This is a genomic window from Nocardia sp. NPDC088792, assembly GCF_044750615.1.
Lineage (GTDB): Bacteria > Actinomycetota > Actinomycetes > Mycobacteriales > Mycobacteriaceae > Nocardia.
Genome location: NZ_JBIVKC010000001.1, coordinates 1,023,899 through 1,046,453, shown reverse-complemented (window position 1 = coordinate 1,046,453; position 22,555 = coordinate 1,023,899). Strand labels below are relative to the sequence as shown.

General features: G+C 67.6%; 26 protein-coding genes. 16 read left to right on the top strand and 10 right to left on the bottom strand.

Annotation, left to right across the window (positions count from 1 at the left end):
• Positions 1-76: 76 nt before the first annotated feature.
• Entirely contained in the window at positions 77-1,054 is a 978-nt protein-coding gene (locus tag ACIP5Y_RS05140) for a zinc-binding alcohol dehydrogenase family protein (protein ID WP_400349135.1), read from the top strand.
• A gap of 575 nt (positions 1,055-1,629) precedes the next feature.
• Complete coding sequence (locus ACIP5Y_RS05135; protein WP_400347710.1) at positions 1,630-2,643, top strand: alpha/beta hydrolase; 1,014 nt, start codon at positions 1,630-1,632, stop codon at positions 2,641-2,643.
• Here the strand turns inward: ACIP5Y_RS05135 and ACIP5Y_RS05130 are convergent, their stop codons facing one another.
• Entirely contained in the window at positions 2,644-2,886 is a 243-nt protein-coding gene (locus tag ACIP5Y_RS05130; protein ID WP_400347709.1) for a hypothetical protein, read from the bottom strand. It abuts the gene before it with no gap.
• 171 nt (positions 2,887-3,057) lie between these two features.
• Complete coding sequence (locus ACIP5Y_RS05125) at positions 3,058-4,320, bottom strand: PucR family transcriptional regulator (protein WP_400347707.1); 1,263 nt, start codon at positions 4,318-4,320, stop codon at positions 3,058-3,060.
• Positions 4,321-4,487: 167 nt separating this feature from the next.
• Between ACIP5Y_RS05125 and ACIP5Y_RS05120 the strand changes: the two genes are divergently transcribed.
• Complete coding sequence (locus ACIP5Y_RS05120; protein WP_400347706.1) at positions 4,488-4,664, top strand: hypothetical protein; 177 nt, start codon at positions 4,488-4,490, stop codon at positions 4,662-4,664.
• A 1-nt stretch (position 4,665) separates the two neighbouring features.
• Here the strand turns inward: ACIP5Y_RS05120 and ACIP5Y_RS05115 are convergent, their stop codons facing one another.
• The 3 genes from ACIP5Y_RS05115 to ACIP5Y_RS05105 form a co-directional block, all read right to left on the bottom strand.
• A complete protein-coding gene (locus tag ACIP5Y_RS05115; protein ID WP_400347704.1) occupies positions 4,666-5,319 on the bottom strand; it encodes a histidine phosphatase family protein in 654 nt (217 codons plus the stop codon).
• 94 nt (positions 5,320-5,413) lie between these two features.
• Entirely contained in the window at positions 5,414-6,718 is a 1,305-nt protein-coding gene (locus ACIP5Y_RS05110) for a sensor histidine kinase (RefSeq protein WP_400347702.1), read from the bottom strand.
• Positions 6,715-7,401 (bottom strand): response regulator transcription factor, encoded by a 687-nt coding sequence (locus ACIP5Y_RS05105; protein ID WP_400347700.1) that lies wholly within the window; start codon positions 7,399-7,401, stop codon positions 6,715-6,717. The genes ACIP5Y_RS05110 and ACIP5Y_RS05105 overlap by 4 nt, the downstream gene beginning before the upstream one ends.
• 335 nt (positions 7,402-7,736) lie before the next feature.
• Between ACIP5Y_RS05105 and nrdF the strand changes: the two genes are divergently transcribed.
• Together nrdF and ACIP5Y_RS05095 are read left to right on the top strand one after the other, a co-directional pair.
• Positions 7,737-8,708: a class 1b ribonucleoside-diphosphate reductase subunit beta gene (nrdF, locus tag ACIP5Y_RS05100; RefSeq protein ID WP_400347699.1), complete on the top strand. Its 972-nt coding sequence runs from the start codon at positions 7,737-7,739 to the stop codon at positions 8,706-8,708.
• Between the two features lie 96 nt (positions 8,709-8,804).
• Entirely contained in the window at positions 8,805-9,056 is a 252-nt protein-coding gene (locus tag ACIP5Y_RS05095) for a hypothetical protein (RefSeq protein WP_400347697.1), read from the top strand.
• A gap of 83 nt (positions 9,057-9,139) precedes the next feature.
• On the opposite strand, the gene ACIP5Y_RS05090 is transcribed toward ACIP5Y_RS05095, so the two are convergent.
• Complete coding sequence (locus ACIP5Y_RS05090; RefSeq protein WP_400347696.1) at positions 9,140-10,246, bottom strand: iron-siderophore ABC transporter substrate-binding protein; 1,107 nt, start codon at positions 10,244-10,246, stop codon at positions 9,140-9,142.
• 187 nt (positions 10,247-10,433) lie between these two features.
• Between ACIP5Y_RS05090 and ctaD the strand changes: the two genes are divergently transcribed.
• The 8 genes from ctaD to ACIP5Y_RS05050 all read left to right on the top strand — a co-directional run bounded on the left by ctaD (position 10,434) and on the right by ACIP5Y_RS05050 (position 17,624).
• Positions 10,434-12,170, top strand: a complete 1,737-nt coding sequence (gene ctaD, locus ACIP5Y_RS05085) for a cytochrome c oxidase subunit I (protein ID WP_400347695.1) — start codon at positions 10,434-10,436, stop codon at positions 12,168-12,170.
• A gap of 251 nt (positions 12,171-12,421) precedes the next feature.
• On the top strand, positions 12,422-13,651 hold the full coding sequence (serB, locus tag ACIP5Y_RS05080; RefSeq protein ID WP_400347694.1) for a phosphoserine phosphatase SerB: 1,230 nt from the start codon (positions 12,422-12,424) through the stop codon (positions 13,649-13,651).
• A gap of 54 nt (positions 13,652-13,705) precedes the next feature.
• Complete coding sequence (locus ACIP5Y_RS05075) at positions 13,706-14,191, top strand: protease inhibitor I42 family protein (RefSeq protein ID WP_400347693.1); 486 nt, start codon at positions 13,706-13,708, stop codon at positions 14,189-14,191.
• 97 nt (positions 14,192-14,288) lie between these two features.
• Positions 14,289-15,032 (top strand): peptidyl-tRNA hydrolase, encoded by a 744-nt coding sequence (locus tag ACIP5Y_RS05070; RefSeq protein WP_400347691.1) that lies wholly within the window; start codon positions 14,289-14,291, stop codon positions 15,030-15,032.
• A gap of 46 nt (positions 15,033-15,078) precedes the next feature.
• On the top strand, positions 15,079-15,300 hold the full coding sequence (locus tag ACIP5Y_RS05065; protein WP_400347690.1) for a hypothetical protein: 222 nt from the start codon (positions 15,079-15,081) through the stop codon (positions 15,298-15,300).
• A 25-nt stretch (positions 15,301-15,325) separates the two neighbouring features.
• Positions 15,326-16,159 (top strand): ABC transporter ATP-binding protein, encoded by an 834-nt coding sequence (locus tag ACIP5Y_RS05060; RefSeq protein WP_400347689.1) that lies wholly within the window; start codon positions 15,326-15,328, stop codon positions 16,157-16,159.
• A 121-nt stretch (positions 16,160-16,280) separates the two neighbouring features.
• Entirely contained in the window at positions 16,281-16,730 is a 450-nt protein-coding gene (locus ACIP5Y_RS05055) for a MoaF-related domain-containing protein (RefSeq protein WP_400347688.1), read from the top strand.
• Between the two features lie 51 nt (positions 16,731-16,781).
• A complete protein-coding gene (locus tag ACIP5Y_RS05050) occupies positions 16,782-17,624 on the top strand; it encodes an NUDIX hydrolase (protein WP_400347686.1) in 843 nt (280 codons plus the stop codon).
• Here the strand turns inward: ACIP5Y_RS05050 and ACIP5Y_RS05045 are convergent, their stop codons facing one another.
• Entirely contained in the window at positions 17,625-17,834 is a 210-nt protein-coding gene (locus ACIP5Y_RS05045) for a hypothetical protein (protein ID WP_400347685.1), read from the bottom strand.
• Positions 17,831-18,010: a hypothetical protein gene (locus ACIP5Y_RS05040; RefSeq protein ID WP_400347683.1), complete on the bottom strand. Its 180-nt coding sequence runs from the start codon at positions 18,008-18,010 to the stop codon at positions 17,831-17,833. Before ACIP5Y_RS05040 ends, ACIP5Y_RS05045 begins: the two co-directional genes overlap by 4 nt.
• Before the next feature lie 73 nt (positions 18,011-18,083).
• On the opposite strand from ACIP5Y_RS05040, the gene ACIP5Y_RS05035 reads away from it, so the two are divergent.
• From ACIP5Y_RS05035 to ACIP5Y_RS05025, 3 genes are read left to right on the top strand one after another with little or no spacing between them, the layout of a single operon-like run.
• Positions 18,084-18,851 carry an enoyl-CoA hydratase-related protein gene (locus tag ACIP5Y_RS05035; RefSeq protein WP_400347681.1) on the top strand — a complete coding sequence of 256 codons (768 nt, stop codon included), beginning with the start codon at positions 18,084-18,086 and terminating at the stop codon, positions 18,849-18,851.
• A 47-nt stretch (positions 18,852-18,898) separates the two neighbouring features.
• Entirely contained in the window at positions 18,899-19,876 is a 978-nt protein-coding gene (locus ACIP5Y_RS05030) for a class I SAM-dependent methyltransferase (protein WP_397003149.1), read from the top strand.
• Between the two features lie 19 nt (positions 19,877-19,895).
• Complete coding sequence (locus tag ACIP5Y_RS05025; RefSeq protein ID WP_400347679.1) at positions 19,896-21,080, top strand: class I SAM-dependent methyltransferase; 1,185 nt, start codon at positions 19,896-19,898, stop codon at positions 21,078-21,080.
• Between the two features lie 48 nt (positions 21,081-21,128).
• Here ACIP5Y_RS05025 and ACIP5Y_RS05020 read toward each other — a convergent pair whose 3' ends face one another.
• A complete protein-coding gene (locus ACIP5Y_RS05020; protein WP_400347677.1) occupies positions 21,129-21,527 on the bottom strand; it encodes a PPOX class F420-dependent oxidoreductase in 399 nt (132 codons plus the stop codon).
• A gap of 11 nt (positions 21,528-21,538) precedes the next feature.
• Complete coding sequence (locus tag ACIP5Y_RS05015) at positions 21,539-22,546, bottom strand: SMP-30/gluconolactonase/LRE family protein (protein WP_400347675.1); 1,008 nt, start codon at positions 22,544-22,546, stop codon at positions 21,539-21,541.
• Between the last annotated feature and the right edge of the window lie 9 nt (positions 22,547-22,555).

Here is a 22,555-nt window from a genome sequence, read left to right as displayed (position 1 = left end):
CTTCGACCGAAATACTCGAGCCAACCAGCTGGTTACTATGCATCGTCACATGGGATCGAGAATGGGAGTTGTGACGATGCGTGCAGTGCGTTTCGAGGAATACGGTGGGCCCGAGGTACTTCAGCTGGTAGAGCTGGACGTGCCCGAACCCGGACCGGGTGAGGTCTCGATCGAGGTCGCTTATGTCGGCGTCAATTTCGCGGATCTCCAGGCCACCCAGGTCGGCTACCGGGTACCGGCGTTGCCGTTCGTGCCCGGACTGGAACTGTCCGGCCGGATTCGCGCGCTGGGCGCGGGCGTGCAGGGGCTGACCGTCGGCCAGCGGGTCGCGGCCATCACGCAGTCCGGCGCCTACGCCGATATCGCGGTGGTGCCCACCTCCACCGTGTTCCCTATCCCCGAGGGTGTCGACCTGCGCACGGCCGCAACCCTGCCCACCGTGCTGCCCACCGCGTACGCGCTGGTGCACCTGGTCGGCCGGGTGCGCGAGGGCGAGTCGGTGCTGGTGCAGGCCGCCGCCGGCGGGGTCGGCAGCGTGCTGGGCCAGGTCGCGAAGCTGGCCGGTGCGGGCGCGGTCTACGGTGTGGTCTCGAGTGCCGAGAAGGCCGAGTACGCGCGCAAACTCGGCTACGACGACGCCTTCCTGAACGCCTCTTTCGGCGCGGATGTGCGCCGGGCGACCGATGGCCGCGGCGTGGATCTGGTCTTCGATTCCGTCGGCGGCGAGACGCTGCGCCACGGGCTCGGCGCGCTGGCCCGCTTCGGCCGATTGGTGTCCTACGGCAATGCCGGCGGTGAAGCGGCCTGGACAGTCGGCGCGGGCGATCTCGCGCCCGAGGGCCGGTCGGTGTCCGCGTTCTCCATTCTCGGTCTGAGCGTCGACGATCCGGAGCTGTTGCAGGACATCGCCTCCCACGCCTTCGCGCTGGCCACCTCGGGGAAGGTGGAGTTGCCGATCACGGCGGAGTTCGCCCTCGAGGATGCGGCGGACGCGCACCGGCTCATGGGCGGGCGCACCTCGACCGGCAAGTTGCTCCTCGCCGTCAACCCCTGAGAATTACCGCTACCGCTGTGCTCGATCCCCGAGCACACGCGGTGGCGGTTGTGAACTCTCCAGAACCCGATGCCGCCCCGGGTCTCCCGGGCGGCGCCGCGGATACGCTCGCTGTGGTTTCGACGCCACCTCAGCGCGGTCCGGCGTCGTAGCTGAATTCCTCACTGCGACAACGGAATCGGAGGTATCTGGGCCCCGCTCGACTGCCGCAGCCGGGGCCGGTGTTCTCGAACAGCCAGTGCGGCAACAGCCGTACTTCCCCTACCGGAAACAACAGCCCACCGAGCGGAGTTCTCGCGCCCGCTCGGTGGGCCTTTTCCTGTGTGCAGCGAGCCTTTTCGTGTGGGTCTCCGTTTAGAACCCGCACGGTGGGTATTCGTGTGTAGGCGGCCTGACGCCGCGTGTCGTCCGATTTCCGCGCAGTACGCAGTATTTCCGCACGGTAGTCATTGTGACGGGCAACAGCGCCCCGCCCGGGTGGCGGTGAATGGCCCAGATCTTTATCGAATCGACACCTTCGCATCGGGGCCCGCCCTAGCCTCGGTGCTCGAGCGAACCCTACGGGAGGAGTGGCGATGTCGGACATCGTGCAGCGGCGGATGATCGCCGGAGCCGCGGTCGTGATGGCAGCCCTCGCGGTACTGCCGGCGGGCGAAGTGCGGGCGACGCCACCGATGCACGGGCTGACGGCGCACGCGGGGGTGATCAGCAGCGAACAGATAGGGCCGCAATGGGAACGGGTGCAGGTGCACTCGGCCGCGATGAACCGGACGCTGTCGGTGGATGTCCTGCACGGGGCGGGGGACGGCCCGCGTCCGACGCTCTACCTGCTGGACGGCGTCGACGCCGAACCGGTTTCGGACTGGCTCACCAAGGGCAATGCCGCGGACTTCTTCGCGGACAAACCGGTCGACGTGGTGCTGCCCTCCGGCGGCACCGGCAGCATGTACACCGACTGGCTGCGCCCCGACGCCGCGCTCGGCGTGAATCGATGGGAGACGTTCCTCACCACCGAATTGCCCGGAATCATCGAGCCCTACCTGCATTCCGACGGCCGGCGGGGCATCGCGGGCGTCTCCATGGGCGCCCAGGGCGCGATGATGCTCGCGCACCGGCATCCCGGTTTCTACCAGGCCGTGGGCGGTTTGAGCGGCTGCTACTCCACCGTCGACAGCACCGGGGCCGCGGTCACCACCCTGACCGTGGAATCGCGGGGCGGCAATGTCGCCAAGATGTGGGGACCGCCCGGGACCCTGGACTGGCTCACCCATGACAGTCTGCTGGGCGCGGCGGCCTTGCGCGGCACGGTGATTCATCTCTCCGCGGCGAGCGGGCTACCCACCTCGCTGGATCTGAACCAGATCCTGCAGTCCCCGAATCCGCTCGGCGCCCTGCAGCAGGCGGGCGGGGGAGTGGCGCTGGAGGCCGGGGCTCGGATCTGCACCGAGACCTTCGCGCATCGCCTGGCCGATCTCGGGATTCCGGCGACCGTGGACTATCTGCCCGCCGGTATTCACGACTGGGCGGATTTCTCCGCCCAGCTGGGGCCGATGTGGCAAACGCTGTCGACCGCGTTCCCGCCCGAATAGCTAGTGTCGCAGGCCGTATCGCGGTAGTCGGCGCAGGCCGGGCCGCAGCCGGCCGTCGACCGTGACGACCAGTCCGGCATGCACCGCGGCCATGGTGAATTCGCTGGCCTCGGCCCAGGTGGCGGCGTATTCCATGGTGAGTTCGGCGCCGTCGGCCGGTGCGCCGAGATAGACGGTTACCCTGTGCGTCAAAGCTTCCCCCGAGCTGTCGAAAAGTATTCTGTCCTCGGCGATTCCGGTCATACCCTGCTCCTTCGTCCGGATGGTGCCTCGTACCGAAGGTAGGGGTAGCCGGCTGTCACAGACGGTGTTTCGCGGGCCGCCTTGGACAACTCACAAGGGGGTCGCGAGTTTTGTTGTTACTCGTCGGAACAGAAACATAGGCTGGTCTGAACAGGGGATTCGGGTTGTGGCTCAGCCTGCTTCGTAGGTGCGGGCCACCAGCGCCGAGCGTAGGTACCAGAGGCCGGAAGCCTGGGTCGGGTCGAATCCCGTGAGCTGCCCGATCTTCTTCAGCCTGTAGTCGACCGTATTGGTGTGCACATGCAGCAACCGCGCGGTCCGCTGCCGATTCAGATTATTGCTGATGTGCACCTGCAACGTCTCCAGCAACTCCGGATGCTCCTCCAGGGTGTCCAGCAGCGAACCCAGATGATCACGCCCCGGCCCCGGCCGCGTCAGCTGATACTCCAGCGCCAGCTCGTCGAAGCGGAACAGCCCGCGCACCAAGCCCAATCGCTGCACGATATCGAGCAGCTCGTGCGCCTGATCGGCCGCATCCGGCAAGCGCGGCGGCGGCGCCGACACCAGGGTCGCGGTCACCGGCACCTGCGCGGCCCGGGACAGCTGATCCACCAAGGCATCCAGCCCCTCGTCCGAGCCCTCGGCGACCGGCACCAGGATGGTCCCGCCGTCCACGCTCAGCAGCGACAGCGCCTGCCCGGTGCAGCGGGTGGCCAGTTCGGCCTGTACCCGGCGCAGTTTGCGCCGCGCCACCACCTTGCCGTCCACCGCCGGATCCTGCTCCTCCGGATGCGCCGGAATCGATACGGCCAGCACGTGATACGAATCGGCGATCTCGATACCGCATTCGCGCGCCATGGTGGAGGTGCTGTGCCCGCCCAGCAGCGCCGAGGTGAGCGTGTGCACGGCGGTGTGGTGTTCGCTGACCACGGAACGCAATTCGCGCACATACGCCATCGCCACCGCCGAGGTCATCCGATCCAGCAGTTCGACCACGAGTTTCGCGCCGTCCATCATGTTCATGAAATCGGTGACGGAGAGCGCGAGGGTGGTCTCCCCGTCCGGTTCGTCCTGCCGGATGTGCTGCGTCGCGGCGGACGAGATCACCAGCTCGAAACCGATCTTGAAACCCTCGTGGATGGCGTGATGGATGGTGTCGATCGGAATGCCCTCGCGCGCCCACTGCGCGGCGGCCTGCTCCAGGCGCTTGGTCTTCTCCGGGAGGTCGCGGCCGTCCAGCATGCCCACCGCCAGCTCCAGGCAGGTGCGGGTGATGGTGGTGACATCGCCGTGGATGGCGTCGCCGGGCAGCGTGCCGCACGGCGCCACCGTCTCCACGAAATGACCCACCATGTGCTGCGCCAGCCCGCGAACGTCCTTGAGCGGTGAGGAAATCGGGGTTCCCGACACGGTGAGCGGGATGTCGACGGACATGACGACTCCTTACTTCCACCCCCGGTAAGCCAGTCCCCGGACACAGAACGGTAACGCATCGCCGGGCCTTCGGCGATGAGGTTCGATCAACCGCTGTGATGCGGCCCGAGGTCATCCATACCCACGTTGTGAAGGTTCATAACCCGGCACATGGGACGATCGACGCCATGGGTGAGACCACGCGCACCATCGGAATCCTGCTCTTCCCCGGCGGCATGGGCACCCGGCCCCTCGTTCACGACGAACCCACCCTCGACTGGCTGCGCGCCCGCCGCGCGGATATCCCCCTGATCACGAGCGTCTGCACCGGCGCCCTGGTGCCGGCCGCCCCGCAACAACGTTGAGTTATTCCAGATGTGAGGTGTCGTTGTAGGCGATCCGCCGCAGCCCGGAATCCGTCCGCTCCCAACGGGAGATCGAGGCGTTCGCCAGCTGGTTCGACTCGATCTCCAGGATGGCCCGCTCGTCCAGCTCTTCGAGGATGTAGCGCGTCATGACCACGACGATGTCATGCGCGAAAACCAGGACGTGTCCCGATAATTCGGGCAGCAGGCTGCGCAGTCGCAAGGCCACGTCGGTCCACGACTCACCACCCGGCGGCCGATAGTAGAACCGCCCCAACCGCTCTCGTTCCTGCCGCTCGACCGGGTAGCGGCGGGCGATGCCCCGCGCCGTGAGCCCGGAGAGCACACCGTTCTCGCGATCCCGCAGCCGCTCGTCCAGCCGGGATTCCGGTACCAGGATGGATTGCAGTGCGATCCCGGCGGTTTCCCGCGCCCGCACATACGGCGAGCACAGCACGCTGGTGGGCCGCTCGGGCCGCCGCATGAGCCACGCGCCCACCAGTCCGGCCTGGATCTTCCCCCGCTCGGACAGCGGCACATCGGCATCGCGCCCGCCCTTGTCGAATACCTCCGCCCCGTCCTGAATGGCCTGTGCCAGTGCGGCATTCCCGGTACTTTCCCCGTGCCGCACCATGGTCAGCGATTCCAACCCCATACCCGTGCCCTCCACTGGCGTGCCCCGCGACCCGCGATGCTACCCGCGCCCACCGACGGCCGGCCCGCCGCCCGCGTGGCGGATACCCGTGCGGTTATCCGCGGGCGGGGGCCGAAGCGCCGGCGGTGATGTCGGCGGGCGGGAGCCAGAGGGTGGCGATGGTGCCGCCGCCGGCCGCGGGTTCTATGGAGGCGTTGCCGCCGTGGGCTTCCGCGACCCAGGCGACCAGGGCGAGCCCGATGCCGTTGCGGCCGCTGCGGCCGGCGGCGCCACGGTTGAAGGGGCTGGCGGACATGACCGGATCGACGCCGGGTCCGTGGTCGCGGATACTGACCCGGCCCTCGGCGACGTGGACCTCGACGGGGGCGGCGCGGTTGACCGCGCCGTGAGTGAGGCCGTTCTCCAGCATGTTCCGGATGGCGAGGCTCAGCAATTGCGGGTCGCCGACCACCACGCTCGGGTGGACGGTGACCGTGATGCGGGGGTCGGCGGCCTCGTCGGCGACGGCCTCGGCCAGTTGGTCCAGGCGCAGCATGGTGCGTTCGGGCTCGGCGATGCCGGATTGCATGCGGGCGCGGGCGAGCAGGCCGGTGACCAGGCGGGCCATGCGGTCGGCCAGGCGGCGGGCCTCGGCGAGGGTTTGCTGCACCTCCTCCGGTTTCGGGCGGGATTCGGTGAGGAGCTTCAAAGTCGTGAGGGGCGTGCGCAATTCGTGTGCGGCATCGCCGAGGAACTGCTCGTGCTCGTCCAGCATGCGCACCGCGTGCCGCAGGCTGCGGCCGGACAGGAAGAAGGCGGCGGTGGTGGACAGCACCACCAGCAGGCCACCGCCGATGATCAACTCCCACACCAGGTTCCGGTGCGCGCCCGGATTCGCCATGGCCTCCGAACCGGCCAGGATGACCACCACATTGTCCCAGTCCTGCCAGTACACCGGGGTGCCCGCGATCCGCACCGGCCGGCCGGTGATATCGGTGGCGGAGTACAGGTCCGAGGCGTAGAGGACGCCGTCGGAGTGATCGTCGGTCTGGGTGGCGAAGGTGGACAGCTGATTGTCGTCCGGCATGAGCGACCGCTGATAGGTGTGCGCCTGCTTCCAGGGTTCACCCGCCTTGTGCACCATCACCACGACGCCGGTGGACCCCTTGGCGAGTTGATCGTCGATCACCGTCGAGAGGTCCAGTGCCCGTTTGTCATCGTGCTGGATGGCCCGCGCGAGCCCGCCCGCCACCGCCTCGACCTGCCGGTCGGCCGCGGTGGCCCGAGCCCGCGCATCGATGCCGGACGCGACGAAACCCAGCACCAGCACGGAGGTCAGCGTGATCACCGCGACCATGGCGGTCATCATCCAGCGGGCCCGCCGCAGCCTGGCGACCGCGGGTGACCGGTGCGCGCTCACCGCTGCGCCATCCCGGACACGGCCTCACCCGAGATGAGAAACCCGCTGCCGCGCACGGTTTCGATCACGCACGGTTCGCCGAGTTTGCGGCGCAGCTTCGCGACCACCGCGTCCACCACATTGGAGGCCGGCTCCGCCATTTCGTCCCAGCAGCATTCGATGAGATCGGTGCGCGAGACCACGCTGCCGCGCCGGGACGCGATCAGTTCGAGCACGGCGAATTCCTTGGGCGTCAACGACAACAGGATCCCGCCGCGCGCCACCCGCCGCCGCATCAGGTCGATATCGATGTCGCCCAGCACGATTCGCGCGGCGGCCGGCTGTTCGCGGCGCCGGCACAGGGCCCGCACCCGCATCACCAGCTCGGGCAGCGCGAACGGTTTGGTCAGGTAGTCGTCGGCGCCCTGTTCGAAGCCGGCCAGCCGGTCGTGCAGGCCGTCGCGGCCGGTGAGCATGAGCACCGGCACCGTATGCCCGGCATGCCGCGCCCCCGCGACGAGGTCGAGGCCGTCGCCGTCGGGCAGGCCGCGGTCGATCACCAGGCAGTCGTAGCGATTGATGGCGATCTTGAAATCGGCGTCGGCGATATGGTGTGCGTGGTCGACCGCGAACCCTGCCGAGCGCAACCCCTCGGTCACTTCACGGCAGAGCTGCTGGTCGTCCTCCAATACCAAAACACGCACAGGGCCAGAGATTAGGCCATGCGGGTACGCGCGCCCAATGCCGCGGAGGGCCTGCTTAGCGGAAAATGATCGAAAAATTATGCCCCGGGGAACTATCGGCAATCTCCGTGGTGGACGCCGCCACGCCCGGCCCCTGCTGCTGTGTCGGAACACACGCCTGTAATTTGCTGGTCCGGAGGATGTACTGGCACACGATTTCCGGCATAGCCCCAGCCCAGCTCGATGACCTCACTGGGACACAAGGTCTTGTGCTGCAAGGAGCTGACGTCCCCAAGTAGTAGTGTTTCAGGCACGGGAATGGGTGAGCTGAGAGGATGACTGTGGACCATACATCGATGCGGGTGACCAAGGTGATCGACCGGGTATCGGCGATCAACTGGAACCGCGTGCAGGACGACAAGGATGCCGAGGTCTGGGATCGGCTCACCGGCAACTTCTGGTTGCCGGAAAAGGTCCCGGTCTCCAACGACATCCCCTCCTGGGCCACGCTGACCGCCGGTGAGAAGCAGCTGACCATGCGGGTTTTCACCGGCCTCACCCTGCTGGACACCATCCAGGGCACGGTCGGCGCGGTCAGCCTCATCCCCGACGCGCTCACCCCGCACGAGGAGGCCGTCCTCACCAACGTCGCCTTCATGGAGTCGGTGCACGCCAAGAGCTACAGCCAGATCTTCTCCACGCTGTGCTCCTCGCGCGAGATCGACGAGGCCTTCCGCTGGTCCGAGGAGAACCGGAACCTGCAGCGCAAGGCCGAGATCGTGCTCGACTACTACAACGGCGAGGATCCGCTCAAGCGCAAGGTGGCCTCCACCCTGCTGGAGTCCTTCCTCTTCTACTCCGGCTTCTACCTGCCCATGCACTGGTCCTCGCGGGCCAAGCTCACCAATACCGCCGACATGATCCGCCTGATCATCCGCGACGAGGCCGTGCACGGCTACTACATCGGCTACAAGTACCAGAAGGGCCTGGAACTCGTCTCCGAGGCCGAGCGCGAGGAGCTCAAGGCCTACACCTTCGAGTTGCTGTTCGAGCTGTACGAGAACGAGGTCGAATACACCCAGGACCTCTACGACGAGGTCGGCCTCACCGAGGACGTCAAGAAGTTCCTGCGCTACAACGCCAACAAGGCGCTCATGAACCTCGGCTACGAGGGCTTGTTCCCCAAGGACGAGTGCGACGTGAATCCCGCCATCCTGTCGGCCCTTTCCCCCAACGCCGACGAGAACCACGACTTCTTCTCCGGTTCGGGCTCCAGCTACGTCATCGGCAAGGCAGTCAACACCGAAGACGAAGACTGGGAGTTCTGACCACCTGAACAGTCGCGGCCCCGGGCGAAAAGCCCGGGGCCGCCGTGTTTTTCGCGTTCACGAAACGGTCACGATCGGCCTGGTGAACTTCGTGCCATGCAGATCAAGAAGATTTTCGCAGCCGGTGTTCTGACCCTCGGTTTCGCCGCCCTCGGCGCCGGTACCGCACATGCCGCACAGACCTGGGACGATGGCCCGCTCGCGGCCGGCGAGAACTGTGACGACCATGCCAACAACAATGACTGGACCTACAACGGCACCTCGGTCAAGGGCCAGCCCGGCGTGACCTACTCCTGCCCGGTCCAGGGCGACGGCCTGCCCCACTTCTTCATCACCACCCCCAACTAACTGATCCAGCTGGTGGGTTCGACAAAGAAGCCCGGCAATCCGATTCCTCGGATGCCGGGCTTCTGCGCGTCCGCCGACCGGTGCTAGTCGGATACGTAGTTGTTGAGCGACTTGCCGATGTCGGCGACCAGGGCGCGGGCGGCGGTGATGCCGGAGCCGTGCCAGATGCTGTCGTCCACCGCGAACTCGCGGCGATCGGAGACGGCGCCGAGCTTCTTCCAATCGTCGCCGTTCATCACCGATTTGCCGTAGCTCAGGCCGTCGGGCCCATCGAACATCACATAGATGATGTCGCCCTCGATCTTGATCCGGTCGGCTTGCGCGCTCAACGAAGTCAGGTCGAAGGAGTTCCCGCGCTGCGGCTGCGGCCGCTGCACGCCGGTGTCGCCGAGCACCTGCCCGGCGAAGCTGTTCCCGCCCTGCACCTGAATGTCCTTGGCGCCGAAGCGGATCACCGAGGCCTGGGTGAGACCGGAGTTCACCGCCGCGCCCGCGTCACGGGCGGCGGTGCGGTAGTCGTCGAGGTCCTTCTCGGCGGCGGTGTGCCGGCCCAGGGCCTCGCCGATCGCGCCGAACTGTTCCTGCCAGCCGGCGTCGGGGGCGACCAGCACGGTCGGGGCGATGGCCTTCAAGGCGTCGTACTGCGGGCCGTCGGCGGCCGCGCCGATGATCACATCCGGTTTCAGCGCCGCGATCTTCGCGGGATCGATACTGCCGACCGCGCCCACGCCGGGGATGGCGGAGATGCCCGAGCCCAGGTAGGCGGGTTGCGGGGTGGGGCCGGAAACCGTTGCGGCGCCGACCACTCGCTCCCACAGGCCCAGTGCGCAGGCGGCGTCGAGGGCGGCGGTGGAGAGCACAACGATGCGTTTCGGATCGGTGGGCACCTCGGAGACGCCCGCCGCGTGCGCGAGCGACCGCGTCGTGCCGGCGCCCGCGTCGACCGCGCTCGGCAGCCCGCACGCCTGGGTGGTGTCGCGGTCGATGCCGACCACGCCCGCACCCGCGATGACGGTGGTGGTGCGCACAATCGAGCTCTCGGAATCATCGGTCTTGCTGCAGCCCGCCACCAGACTCGCCGCAAGCACCGCCGCAGCGGCCGGCAGCAGCCCCCAACTGCGCAAACGGCGCAAAGAGGTCGGGGTGGAGGCGAACGTGTTTCGGGTGGAAGCGGACTCGCGCACCGGCATGGCTGGCAGCGTACAGCCGCTTGCGCCGACACCCAATTACGACACAGAGTAGGACCAGCCCGCGACCGCTGTGGGAGCACAGTTTACGATTCACGAAGCGCAAGCAGCCCGTCGTTCGTCCAGGCACGAATCCGGACGCCGGAAGCAACCGCGACGCACGACCAAAAGGCACCTGTCAGGAGGTTCAGTGACTGCCGTAGAGCCACGCCCAGTCCAAGAAGTGGAAGCGGCTCGGCCATACCCGCAACGGACGGGGCCGAAGGGTTCGTTCATCTACAAGATGGTCACCACGACCGACCCCAAGGTTCTTGGTGTCATGTACTTGGTGACGGCCATGTCGTTCTTCCTCGTCGGCGGCATCATGGCGCTGCTCATGCGCGCCGAGTTGGCACGCCCGGGTCTGCAGTTCCTGTCGCCGGAACAGTTCAACCAGCTGTTCACCATGCACGGCACGATCATGCTGCTCTTCTACGCGACCGCGATCGTGTTCGGCTTCGCCAACATCGTGCTGCCGCTGCAGATCGGCGCACCCGACGTCGCCTTCCCCCGCCTGAACGCCTTCAGCTACTGGCTGTACCTCTTCGGCGGCACCATGGCGGTCGCGGGCTTCGTGACCCCGGGCGGCGCCGCCGACTTCGGCTGGACCGCGTACGCCCCGCTGTCGGACATCGTCCACTCGCCCGGCGTCGGCGCCGACCTGTGGATTCTGGGCCTGGCCGTCTCCGGTCTGGGCACCATCCTGGGTGGCGTCAATATGCTCACCACCGTGGTCTGCCTGCGCTGCCCCGGTATGACCATGTTCCGGATGCCGATCTTCACCTGGAACATCGCGGTCACCTCGGTGCTCGTGCTGCTGGCCTTCCCGCTGCTCACCGCGGCCCTGTTCGGCCTCGCGTACGACCGGCACCTGGGCGGGCACATCTACGACCCGGCCAATGGTGGTGTGCTGCTCTACCAGCACCTGTTCTGGTACTTCGGCCACCCCGAGGTGTACATCATCGCGCTGCCGTTCTTCGGCATCGTGTCCGAGATCTTCCCGGTCTTCTCGCGTAAGCCGATCTTCGGCTACACCACGCTGGTGTACGCGACGCTGGGTATCGCGGCGCTGTCCATCGCCGTGTGGGCGCACCACATGTACGCCACGGGTGCGGTACTGCTGCCGTACTTCTCGTTCATGACGTTCCTCATCGCGGTTCCGACCGGTGTGAAGTTCTTCAACTGGATCGGCACCATGTGGCGGGGTCAGCTGACCTTCGAGACGCCCATGCTCTTCAGCATCGGCTTCCTGGTCACGTTCCTCTTCGGTGGTCTGTCGGGTGTCATCCTGGCCGCGCCGCCGATCGACTTCCACGTGTCCGACACGTATTTCGTGGTGGCGCACTTCCACTACGTGCTCTTCGGCACCATCGTGTTCGCGACCTTCGCGGGTATCTACTTCTGGTTCCCGAAGATCACCGGCCGCATGATGGACGAGAAGCTGGGCAAGTGGCACTTCTGGACCACCTTCATCGGCTTCCACACCACGTTCCTGGTGCAGCACTGGCTGGGCAACATGGGTATGCCGCGTCGTTACGCCGACTACCTGCCGACCGACGGCTTCACCACCCTGAACACCATCTCCACGATCGGTGCCTTCATCCTGGGTGCGTCGATGCTGCCGTTCATCTGGAACGTCTTCAAGTCGTACCGCTACGGCGAGGTCGTGACCGTGGATGACCCGTGGGGCTACGGCAACTCGCTCGAATGGGCGACCTCGTGCCCGCCGCCGCGGCACAACTTCTACGAACTGCCCCGCATCCGTTCGGAGCGGCCGGCATTCGAGTTGCACTACCCGCACATGGTGGAGCGCATGCGCGCCGAGGCGCACGTGGGCTGGGGCTCCAAGTCCCACACCGTGCAGGAGATGGACAAGATCTCCAAGTAATCGCTTACGCGACAACCGAAACGGCCCCGGGCACTGTGAAGTGCCCGGGGCCGCTTTCGTATCGCGTGTCCCTCGGGCGCCACGGCCATTCCCCGCGCGGAAGAACGCGCGACCCGGCATCCGCGTATCCCGGGCGTGATACCCGCCACCAGCGCGGCGGGCGGCGCGGGCATCCGGTGCGGCACCTGACAGAATGAGCTGCGCTGCCGCTAGGCGGGCGGTGGTGATGTCTGCGAGAAACGGAGTATCGATTGAGCACGTCTGAGACGACTGTTCTGGTCACGGTTACCGGGCCCGACAAGCCGGGCGTGACGTCGGTATTGCTCGCGGCGCTGTCCAATAATGCCGTCAGCTTGCTGGATGTGGAGCAGGTCGTGATCCGGGGGCGGTTGACCCTGGGCGTGCTGGTGTCGTGCCCGACCGATCCGGAGGCGCTGCAGGATCAGCTCGAGGACGCCATGGCGACCGTCGGCATGAACGTGGATGTCGAGATCGGCGCGAATTCGGTTGCGGGGGCGCGGCTTTCGACGCACGCCGTGGTGGTGCTGGGTAGCCCCGTGACGGCCCGCGCGTTCAGCGGGATCGCGCGCAAGCTGGCCGAGCAGGGCGTGAACATCGACTCCATCCGGGGCATCGCCGACTATCCGGTGACCGGCCTCGAACTCCTGGTCACCGTGCCGAAACCGGACGGCGACACCGAGACCGAGCTGCGCACCACCCTGTCGGCCGTCGCCGCCAAGCAGAGCGTGGACATCGCCGTCGAGCGCGCGGGCCTGGCCCGCCGCGCCAAGCGGCTCATCGTCTTCGACGTGGACTCCACCCTCATCCAGGGCGAGGTCATCGAGATGCTGGCCGCGCACGCGGGCGTCGAGGACGAGGTCCGGCAGGTCACCGAGGCCGCCATGCGCGGTGAACTCGACTTCGCCGAATCGCTGCGGCAGCGCGTCGCCACCCTGGCCGGCCTGGACGCCTCCGTCATCGACGAGGTCGCCGATCAGATCGAACTGACCCCGGGCGCGCGCACCACGATTCGCACGCTGCGCCGGCTGGGTTTCCGCTGCGGTGTGGTGTCGGGCGGTTTCCGCCAGGTCATCGAACCGCTCGCGCACGAGCTGGAATTGGATTTCGTGCAGGCCAACACCCTCGAGGTGCTGAACGGCAAGCTGACCGGCAAGGTGCTCGGCGAGATCGTGGACCGCGAGGCCAAGGCGGTGGCGCTGCGTCGTTTCGCCGCCGAAACCGGTGTGGCCATGGATCAGACGGTCGCGGTCGGCGACGGCGCCAATGACATCGACATGCTCAATGCGGCCGGCCTCGGCATCGCCTTCAATGCCAAGCCCGCACTGCGCGAGGTGGCCGATGCCGCGCTCTCGCACCCCTATCTGGATGCGGTGCTGTTCATCCTGGGCGTCACCCGCGACGAGGTGGAGGCGGCCGACGCGAGCGACGGCGGCATCCGCCGCGTGCCGCTGACGCAGTAACGGCCGTTCTGGGTAGCGTGGATGGGGTATTCCGGTCGCTACCAGGAGGCTTCGATGCGCATGCGTACACCCGTGCTGATGGTGCTGGCCGGCCTGCTCATGGTGGCCGGCTGCGGAAAGAACGATTCGAACGACGCGTCGAAGACGACTTCGCCCGCGGCCACCACCACGGCGTCGACGAGCGCGGTGAAACCGACCCCGGACGCGCACCCGGCCGTGCGGATCGGCTCGGATTCCGACGGCAAGGCGATCACCCTGACCGCCGGGCAGGGTCTGGTCGTCACCCTCGACGCCAATCCGACCACCGGATTCACCTGGGCGCTGACCGATCTCGATCAGAACATCGTCAAGCAGAATGGCGCCGCCGAATACGAACAGGACCCGAATCCGGACGGCAGGGTCGGGGTCGGCGGTAAGTCGGTGCTGAATTTCGTCGCCGCGAATCCGGGCGGCACCCGCCTGGTGCTCGAATACAAACGTTCCTGGGAGCAGGGCGTGCCCCCGGCCAAGACCTTCAGCGTGAATCTCACGGTGCAATAGACGGCGCATCCGCGCCATTGAAACCGGTGTGGCAGCGACTTTTCGGCCGATGGCTAAGCTGGCGGGGTCAATCGTTGTAGCCGAGGAGTGATGCCGGGTGTCCAGTGTCGAGTCCACCATCGATGCCGGATTCGCGGCCAGGCATGCGGAATTGGCGCTCGGCTACGGCGGCGGGGGCGATCCGGACGATCCCGCACTCGTGCAGGCCATGCAAATGGTGTTGCACATCGAGAAGTCCGATCCGCCCGCCCGCAGCGCCCTGCTCGCGGCGGCCGCCATGGCGGTGGTGACGCTCTGCCTGGACGAACGGGTCGGTCCCGAAGGCGAATGGGAGGACCGCTACCTGGGCTGGAAGCGTTCCCGCATCCGCAAGGTGGCGCGCCGCGCGCGTGGCGGGCAATGGCTGGCCGCGCAGGAAGTCGACGGTCTCACCGTGGAATTCGCGGGCGCGCGGGCGCGGGCGCTGGTCCCCGGCCCGGTCGGTGAGATCGATCCGCGGATCAAACGCCTGCAGATAGGCGGCACCGAACTACCTTCCGATGAGCTGGGAGAAATTGATTCGGAATTCCCGGTGCTGTGGGTGAACGCAGAATTGGGTATGACTGTAGGCAAGGCCGCCGCACAGGTAGGGCACGCGAGCATGTTGCTCGCGGGCGCCATGCCGGTGCAGCGGGCGTATGCCTGGGCCGGACAGGGTTTTCGCTGCACGGTCGCCGAGGCGGATCCCGATCGGTGGGCGCGTTTGCTGCGTCGCGTCGCCGACGGTACCGCGGTGCCGGTGCGTGATGCCGGTTTCACCGAGGTGGCGCCCGGTTCGACAACGGTGATCGCGGTGGCGTGAACGCCGCCGCGGTGCCCGAGTTTCCTCCGAAAGGAAACCAACGGAAATGAACACACTGCTGGTGATTCTCATCGCGTGGGTGGTGCTCTCGATTCCGGTGGCACTCATCCTGGCTCGCATGTTCCGGTCGACGCGGTCCGAGGCCGGTCGCCGCGAGCACGGCGAGCTATCGCAGGGTTCGCCGGAATTCGACAGCGCCCCTGGTGAATTCCCTGCACGCCCGCAAACTATGGGAAAGGACACGCATCGAGTTTTCCCACCACGTTGACGATCGTCCAGGGTGGTGGGCCAAGATGGACCCCGTGCCGCAACCGGATCCAGATCTGCTCATCGACTTCAACGACGTCACCGTGCGACGTTCGGGCCATACCCTGGTCGGACCGGTGACCTGGCAGGTGGAACTCGACGAACGCTGGGTTGTGCTCGGTCCCAACGGCGCCGGGAAGACCTCGCTGCTGCGCATGGCGGCGGCCGAGATGCATCCCACGTCGGGTATCGCGAATCTGCTGGGGGAGACCCTGGGCCGCGTCGACATCAACGAGCTACGCCCGCGCATCGGACTGTCGTCGGCGGCGGTGGCGAGCCGGGTGCCGCTGGACGAGAAGGTCGCGGATCTGGTGGTGTCCGCCGGGTACGCGGTGATGGGCCGCTGGCGCGAACGTTACGACGAGATGGACACCGATCGGGCCATCGACATTCTGGAAAGCCTGGGCGCGGAACATCTTTCCGACCGCGCCTACGGCACGCTGTCGGAGGGCGAGCGGAAGCGGGTGCTCATCGCCCGCGCGCTCATGTGCGATCCGGAACTGCTGCTGCTGGACGAACCGGCCGCCGGTCTGGACCTGGGCGGGCGGGAGGAACTGGTGGAGCGGCTCGGCGATCTGGCCGCGGATCCGGATGCGCCTGCCACGGTGCTGGTCACGCATCACGTGGAGGAGATTCCGCCGGGCTTCACGCACGGCATGCTGCTGAACGAGGGCAGTGTGGTGGCGCAGGGCCTGCTGACGGATGTGCTGACCTCGGAGAATCTGAGTGAGGCGTTCCACCAGTCGATTCAGCTGGACCGGATCGACGGCCGCTACTTCGCCCGGCGCTCGCAGCGTTTCGGTCGGCACCGCACGCGCTGAGCCGATCGGCGCCGCACACGCCGAGTTTGTTTGTGCCGCATTCTTGCGGCGCGCTGCCGTTGCATCTCCTCCACCCTCCGGGCAAACTGTCCGCAAATAGGGTGGATGGAGGGAGCAGGGGTTGGGCCGGATCATCGGTGCGCTGGCGCTCGTCGCCGTCGCACTCGCCGCGACCGGCTGTGTAGCCGATCCACCCGCGCCGCAGAAGGTCTCCAAATCCCATGCGGCCGCGAGTCTCGGCCCCGCCGCCGTCCCCTCGGACCTGGACGGGAAAACGGTTCAGCTGACCTACGATTCCGGTTCCGGGGGCACGGTCACCTTCGCGGGGGACGGGAAGTCGCTCACTTTCATCGCCGCCGATACCGGCCGCAAGACCACGTCTCCGGTGGCGGTGGTGCCGGTGGAGGCGGGGATCTTTCTCGTCACCTGGACCGAGGAAAATGGCACGGTGATCAGTCAGATTCAGGATTACAAGACCGGCAAACTTCAGGCCACCTTCAGTCGCCGCGCCGACACCGAGACCGGCTTCGTCATCGAATCCCGCACCGGATCCGTGCGTCTGACCGACTGAGACCGAATCGGGTTCTGTTGCTTACCCTGGGCAACAGTTAGTGTGCGAAAGGTGAGCGAGACCGTTATCCAGCCCGAATCCCAGCCCGCCGCCGCGCCCGTGAAGGACGCGTCCACGGTGGTGCTGGTGCGCGACGGGGCGCACGGGCCCGAGGTATTCCTGCAGCGCCGCGTCAATGCCATGGCCTTCGCCGCCGGCATGACCGTGTTCCCCGGCGGCGGCGTCGACCCGTCGGATGCCGAGGTCGCCCTCGACTGGGCCGGTCCCGAACCCGCCTGGTGGGCAGCGCGTTTCGACACGGACGTGGCTCGTGCGCAGGCGCTGGTGTGCGCCGCGGTCCGCGAAACCTTCGAGGAGTGCGGGGTGCTGCTGGCCGGGCCGACCGCCGATTCGGTGGTCTCCGACACCTCGGTGTACGCGGAGGCGCGCGGGCGGCTGGAGCGCCGCGAACTCTCCTTCGCGCAGTTCCTCACGCGCGAAAACCTGGTCCTGCGTGCGGATCTGCTGCGTCCGTGGGATCACTGGATCACCCCGGTGGTCGAGCCGCGCCGCTACGACACCCGCTTCTTCGTGGCCGTCCTGCCCGGCGGTCAGCTGGCCGACGGCGCCACCTCGGAGGCCGAGGTCGTCACCTGGAGCACGCCGCGCGCGGCGATCGACCGCTGGAAGCAGGGCCTCGACGTGCTGCTCCCGCCCACCTGGACGCAGCTCGACGCCATCGCCGAATTCGCTTCCACCGCAGACATTCTCGCGGCGGAACGCACCATCACCCCGATCATGCCGGTCTACGACCCGTCCGGCGGCGGTCCCGCCCTGGCCTTCCCGGACGCCGACCGCTATTTCGCGGACCTCCCGGAGCATGCTCGCCTGCGTGGCTCCCAGCGCCCGGAGTAGTCACCTGCGGCGCGTCACCTGCGCGAGGATGATCACGGTGAGCAGCGGTATCGCGGCGAAGGCGAGCACGCCGACGAACGCGCTGCCGCTGGAGATCCACACCATCACGCCGAGCGCGAAGCCGATGACGAGCGCGATCGGCACCAGCACGACGGTGGCGCAGCCCGTGCCCTGTGTTCCACTGCCTCCGGGGCGCTGTTCGCTCGTCATGCGCGGTGCGTTCCGTCGCGGACCCAGAGCAGACTCCACAGGATGGTGCTGACCGCGAAGCCGACCGCCAGGCCCGCGACCAGCACATGTGTCTCGAGTCCGGTGGCGAGGGCGACCGGTAATCCGACCTGAGCGAGTGCGATCAGCAGTAACCGCACCCCATCGTTTTCACGCATCCGAACCCCGCGATCGAGAAGTAATGCAGAGTGGCCACGATACCGCCGCGAGACGGCAGTAGGGTGTTGCCCTGTGGCCGAATTCGTGACCGTGGACCGGGGCGTGGCAGAGGGCATTGCCGTCCTCCGGATCGGGCGCCCGCCGATGAATCTGATCGATCTGCAAGTGGCTCTCGAGGTGGCTGCCGCCGCGGCCGATATCGGGGGGGATCCGTCGATTTCGGCGGTGGTGGTGTACGGCGATGAACGCGTGTTCTCGGCGGGTGACGAGCAGGCCGAGCTGGCCGCGCTGACTCCCGAGCATGCGGCGGCCATCGTCCCCGATTTCCAGGCGGCGCTGAACTGCCTGGCCAAGATTCCGCAGCCGACGGTGGCCGCCATTACCGGTTACGCCCTGGGTGCGGGGCTGGAATTGGCGCTGGGCGCGGATCACCGCATCATCGGCGACAACGTGAAGCTGGGCCTGCCGCAGATCAAGGCGGGCCTGATTCCGCTGGCCGGTATCCGCCGGTTGAGTCTGCTGATCGGTCCGGCGAAGGCCAAGGATCTGGTGTATTCGGGTCGCTTCGTGGATGCGAAGGAGGCCGCGGCGCTGGGTCTGGTCGATGCGGTGGTGGCGCCGGACGATGTGTTCGCCTCGGCCATGCGCTGGGCGGAGCGTTTCGTCGACGGTCCGAGTCTGGCGCTGGCGGCCGCCAAACGGGTCTTCGAGGCCGGTACGCACGGGCATGATCGGGCGCGCACCGAGTGGGCTGAACTGTTCGGTTCCGAAGATCAGCTGGTTGGAACACGTTCCTATTTGGTCGATGGTCCGGGAGTCGCCCGGTTCACGGGCCGTTAAGCGGCCCGATAACAGGTCTCACCGGGGTATTCATTAGGCTGCCCTGCATGACTGTTGGTCCTGAAGACCCCGCGCCGAACCCGCACGCCACCGAGGCCGAGGTCCAGGCCGCGTATAGCGACAACAAGCTCGCCCAGGTCCTTTACCACGACTGGGAGGCCGAGACCTACGACGACAAGTGGTCGATCTCCTACGACGAGCGCTGCATCGAATACGCCCGCGGCCGCTTCGACGCCGTCGCCCCCGCCGACGAGGCGCCCTATGAGCGCGCCCTCGAGCTCGGCTGCGGCACCGGATTCTTCCTGCTGAACCTGATGCAGTCCGGCGTGGCGAAGCGCGGCTCGGTCACCGACCTGTCCCCGGGCATGGTCAAGGTCGCCACCCGCAACGGCCTCAACCTGGGCCTCGAGGTCGACGGCCGGGTGGCCGACGCCGAGACCATCCCGTACGAGGACGACACCTTCGACCTGGTCGTGGGTCACGCTGTGCTGCACCACATTCCGGATGTGGAGCTGGCGCTCAAGGAATGCCTGCGCGTGCTGAAGCCGGGCGGCCGTTTCGTCTTCGCGGGCGAGCCGACCACCATCGGCAACATCTACGCGCGCCGGCTCGGCCAGGTCACCTGGAAGATCACCACCGAGATCACCAAGCTGCCGTTCCTCTCCGGCTGGCGCCGCCCGCAGGAGGAACTCGACGAGTCCTCCCGCGCCGCCGCCCTCGAGGCCGTCGTCGACCTGCACACCTTCGACCCCTCCGACCTGGAGGCCATGGCCCGCAGCGCCGGCGCCGTCGAAGTACAGGCCAAGACCGAAGAGTTCGCCGCCGCCCTCTGGGGCTGGCCGGTCCGCACCTTCGAGGCCGCCGTCCCCGCCGACAAGCTGACCTTCCGCTACCGCATGGCCCAGTACAAGGCCTGGCTGGCGCTCAGCGCCCTCGACGAGAAGGTGCTCCGGCACGTCGTGCCCCGCCAGTTCTTCTACAACGCCATGATCACCGGCGTGAAGCCCGGCGCCTCCGCCAAGTAGCCACGACCGGCGAAATCCCTTGGGCTACGCCTTCACCCGCGACGATGTCGCCTACCTCGGCAGCGCGGCCGCCACGGCCGCGCTGACCGAGACCGGCACCCTCGCCCTTACCCCGGCCACCTTGCTCAAAGACCTCGGGCAACTCCGCCGCACCCACGGCGACCACGCCGCCGCCCTTGTCGAAACGGTCCGCCTCCGCCGCCGCGCCGCCGCGAAGCTCATCGACGCGGGCGAGTGGCTCTTCACCGATGACGCCCTCCAGCAGGCCACACCGTCGGCAGTCGCCCGCCACCGCGCCACCCGCCTCGCCGGTCGCACCGTCCACGACGTCACCTGCTCCATCGGCGCGGAACTCGCGGCCCTCGCCGAGACCTGCCCCGCCGTCATCGGCAGCGACCTGGACGACATCCGTCTGGCCATGGCCGCCCACAACCTCCGCCCGGCCGGTCCCGGCTCGCCGCCGAGCCGGAATGTGTTGCTGGCCAAGGCGGATGCGCTGGTGCCGTGCAGTGTGGCGGAGGTGGTGATCGCGGATCCGGCGCGGCGGGCCGACGGTCGGCGGACGCATGATCCGGCCAAGTTGCAGCCACCGCTGCCGGATCTGCTGGCTGCTTACGCGGGGCGCGATCTGGCCGTGAAGTGCGCTCCCGGACTGGATTTCGACAAGCTCGCCTGGGACGGGGAGGTCGAGGTCGTCTCGCTCGACGGCGGGGTGCGTGAAGCGTGCCTCTGGACACCGGGATTGGCGGAATCCGGGGTGTCGCGGCGTGCGAGCGTGCTCTCGTCCGCGGGTGATTCGTGGACGATCACCGACGCCGAACCCGACGATATTCCGGAGCAGGCGCCGGGGGAGTGGATCATCGACCCGGACGGCGCGGTGGTGCGGGCCGGGCTGGTGCGGCACTACGCCGCGAAACACGGTCTGTGGCAGCTGGATCCGCGCATCGCCTATCTGACCGGCGACACCGTTCCCGACGGGGTGCGGGGTTTCCGGATTCTCGATCGGCTGGACTTCAGGGAGAAGCCGCTGCGCGCCGAACTGCATCGGCGCGACTGCGGCCCCCTCGAAATCCTCACGCGCGGCGTCGATATCGACCCGGACGCGCTGCGGGCGCGGATCAAGCCCCGCGGCGCCCAGCCGTACACGCTGGTGATCACCAGGATCGGGCGGACGGCCACGGTCTTCCTCTGCGCGACGCCCTGATTCCCGCCGCGCGGCTGTGTGATCTGCCGCAGCAGTAGTCGATCTGCCTCAGCCTTGCTTGGTGACATGCGTGGGTCGCATGACCAGGACGACGCGGCGCGGGTGGTCGCCGACGGGGCGCTCGTAGGCCAGGCCGTACCGTTGCGCGAGGACATCGAAGAAATCACCCTCGGGATCGGGTTCGATGCGCTCGATCACCCCGCGCACCTCCAGGTACCGGTACGGGGCCTCCGGGTCGTTGATGCTCACCGCCACGTGCGGATCACGCGCCGTATTGCGGTGTTTGGCGCGATCGGTTGTGGTCGTGAACCGCAGGAATTCGCCGTCCCAGAGCTGCCAGATCGGCGTCACCTGCGGACTGCCGTCCGCATTGAGGGTGGCGAGGTGCGCGAACAGCGGCCGGGTCAGCAGATCGGCGTGACTGTCGGGAACTACGGGGTGAGTCATGGTGTGCTCCATCAGAGTCGGTTGATTTCTACGATGCGGAAAGGGGCCGGGGTGCCGGGCCCGTACGGCCCGTTCTTGTCGAATTGTGAGACGGTCACCAGCGCGCGGCCACCGGCGTGCACGATGGATGTCGGAATGTCGAGCGCCGGATCGGTGACGCGGTGCTGCAGTTCGGCATTCGCGCCGTCACCGGTGACGTGCCAGCGGCTGACGGCATTGCCCTTGTTGTGCACGATCCACAGGGTGTCGGCGTCGAGTTCGAGCCCGTCGCCGTCGAGGGCGTTGCCGCCGCGCAGGGCTACCTGGCGGACGGCGGGCTGTGCGCCCAGCGCCACCCGGTACAGGTCGCCGTTGGTCATGTCGACCACCAGCAGATAGTGCCCGGCGGTGTCGGCGGCGATGCCGTTGAGAGTCATCGGCGCTTGTGCGGCAGGGTTTTTCGCTGTGCTCAGATCGGCGTACGGCTGCAGTTCCCCGCCGTGCCCGCCGTGTGCGACGGCGTCGGCGATCCGCTCGGGTCCGATGCGGTAGACCACGGGCCGTCCGCTGTCGGTCAGGTAGACGCTGCCGTCCGGGGTGATGGCCAGGTCATTGCGGAACGGGTTCCCGGTGGCGGGCTCGTCGAAGCGTGCGCGCAGCGCGCGGGTTCCGGTGTCGTACACCGCGACTCCCGCGGTGTGATCGATGACCCAGAGCCGCCCGGCGGCATCGACCTTGACCCCATTGGCGGTGCGCCGTCCGTCCGTACCCGCGGGGAGGAAGGTTTCGGCCTGGCTCGCACCGGGTTTCGCGCGGTACACCGCGCCGGTGAGGAAGGAGCTCGCGTAGATATCGCCGGTGCGCGGGTCGGCCGTGATGCTTTCGGGGTAGGCGTTCTCGGGCAGCTGGTAGGCCGTGGTGATCTGATCGGCGGCCGGCGTGGCCGCGGGCGTCGCGGCGTCGCCATTGCTGCAGGCCGCTAGGACCAGCAGCATTGCCGCGATTGCGGGCGCGGCCCAGCGGCGGATCGGGTGGGGCATTGGTCGGGC

What these genes read in the sequence shown, in the direction of transcription:
- ACIP5Y_RS05095 (WP_400347697.1), top strand. Translation starts at nt 8,805, where the DNA reads ATGCAGATCAAGAAGATTTTCGCAGCCGGTGTTCTGACCCTCGGTTTC.
- ACIP5Y_RS05135 (WP_400347710.1), top strand. Translation starts at nt 1,630, where the DNA reads ATGTCGGACATCGTGCAGCGGCGGATGATCGCCGGAGCCGCGGTCGTG.
- ACIP5Y_RS05120 (WP_400347706.1), top strand. Translation starts at nt 4,488, where the DNA reads ATGGGTGAGACCACGCGCACCATCGGAATCCTGCTCTTCCCCGGCGGC.
- ACIP5Y_RS05020 (WP_400347677.1), bottom strand. Translation starts at nt 21,527, where the DNA reads ATGACTCACCCCGTAGTTCCCGACAGTCACGCCGATCTGCTGACCCGG.
- nrdF (WP_400347699.1), top strand. Translation starts at nt 7,737, where the DNA reads ATGCGGGTGACCAAGGTGATCGACCGGGTATCGGCGATCAACTGGAAC.
- ACIP5Y_RS05065 (WP_400347690.1), top strand. Translation starts at nt 15,079, where the DNA reads ATGAACACACTGCTGGTGATTCTCATCGCGTGGGTGGTGCTCTCGATT.
- ACIP5Y_RS05030 (WP_397003149.1), top strand. Translation starts at nt 18,899, where the DNA reads ATGACTGTTGGTCCTGAAGACCCCGCGCCGAACCCGCACGCCACCGAG.
- ACIP5Y_RS05040 (WP_400347683.1), bottom strand. Translation starts at nt 18,010, where the DNA reads ATGCGTGAAAACGATGGGGTGCGGTTACTGCTGATCGCACTCGCTCAG.
- ACIP5Y_RS05115 (WP_400347704.1), bottom strand. Translation starts at nt 5,319, where the DNA reads ATGGGGTTGGAATCGCTGACCATGGTGCGGCACGGGGAAAGTACCGGG.
- ACIP5Y_RS05130 (WP_400347709.1), bottom strand. Translation starts at nt 2,886, where the DNA reads ATGACCGGAATCGCCGAGGACAGAATACTTTTCGACAGCTCGGGGGAA.
- ACIP5Y_RS05060 (WP_400347689.1), top strand. Translation starts at nt 15,326, where the DNA reads ATGGACCCCGTGCCGCAACCGGATCCAGATCTGCTCATCGACTTCAAC.
- ACIP5Y_RS05045 (WP_400347685.1), bottom strand. Translation starts at nt 17,834, where the DNA reads ATGACGAGCGAACAGCGCCCCGGAGGCAGTGGAACACAGGGCACGGGC.
- ACIP5Y_RS05090 (WP_400347696.1), bottom strand. Translation starts at nt 10,246, where the DNA reads ATGCCGGTGCGCGAGTCCGCTTCCACCCGAAACACGTTCGCCTCCACC.
- ACIP5Y_RS05125 (WP_400347707.1), bottom strand. Translation starts at nt 4,320, where the DNA reads ATGTCCGTCGACATCCCGCTCACCGTGTCGGGAACCCCGATTTCCTCA.
- ACIP5Y_RS05140 (WP_400349135.1), top strand. Translation starts at nt 77, where the DNA reads ATGCGTGCAGTGCGTTTCGAGGAATACGGTGGGCCCGAGGTACTTCAG.
- ACIP5Y_RS05015 (WP_400347675.1), bottom strand. Translation starts at nt 22,546, where the DNA reads ATGCCCCACCCGATCCGCCGCTGGGCCGCGCCCGCAATCGCGGCAATG.
- ACIP5Y_RS05075 (WP_400347693.1), top strand. Translation starts at nt 13,706, where the DNA reads ATGCGCATGCGTACACCCGTGCTGATGGTGCTGGCCGGCCTGCTCATG.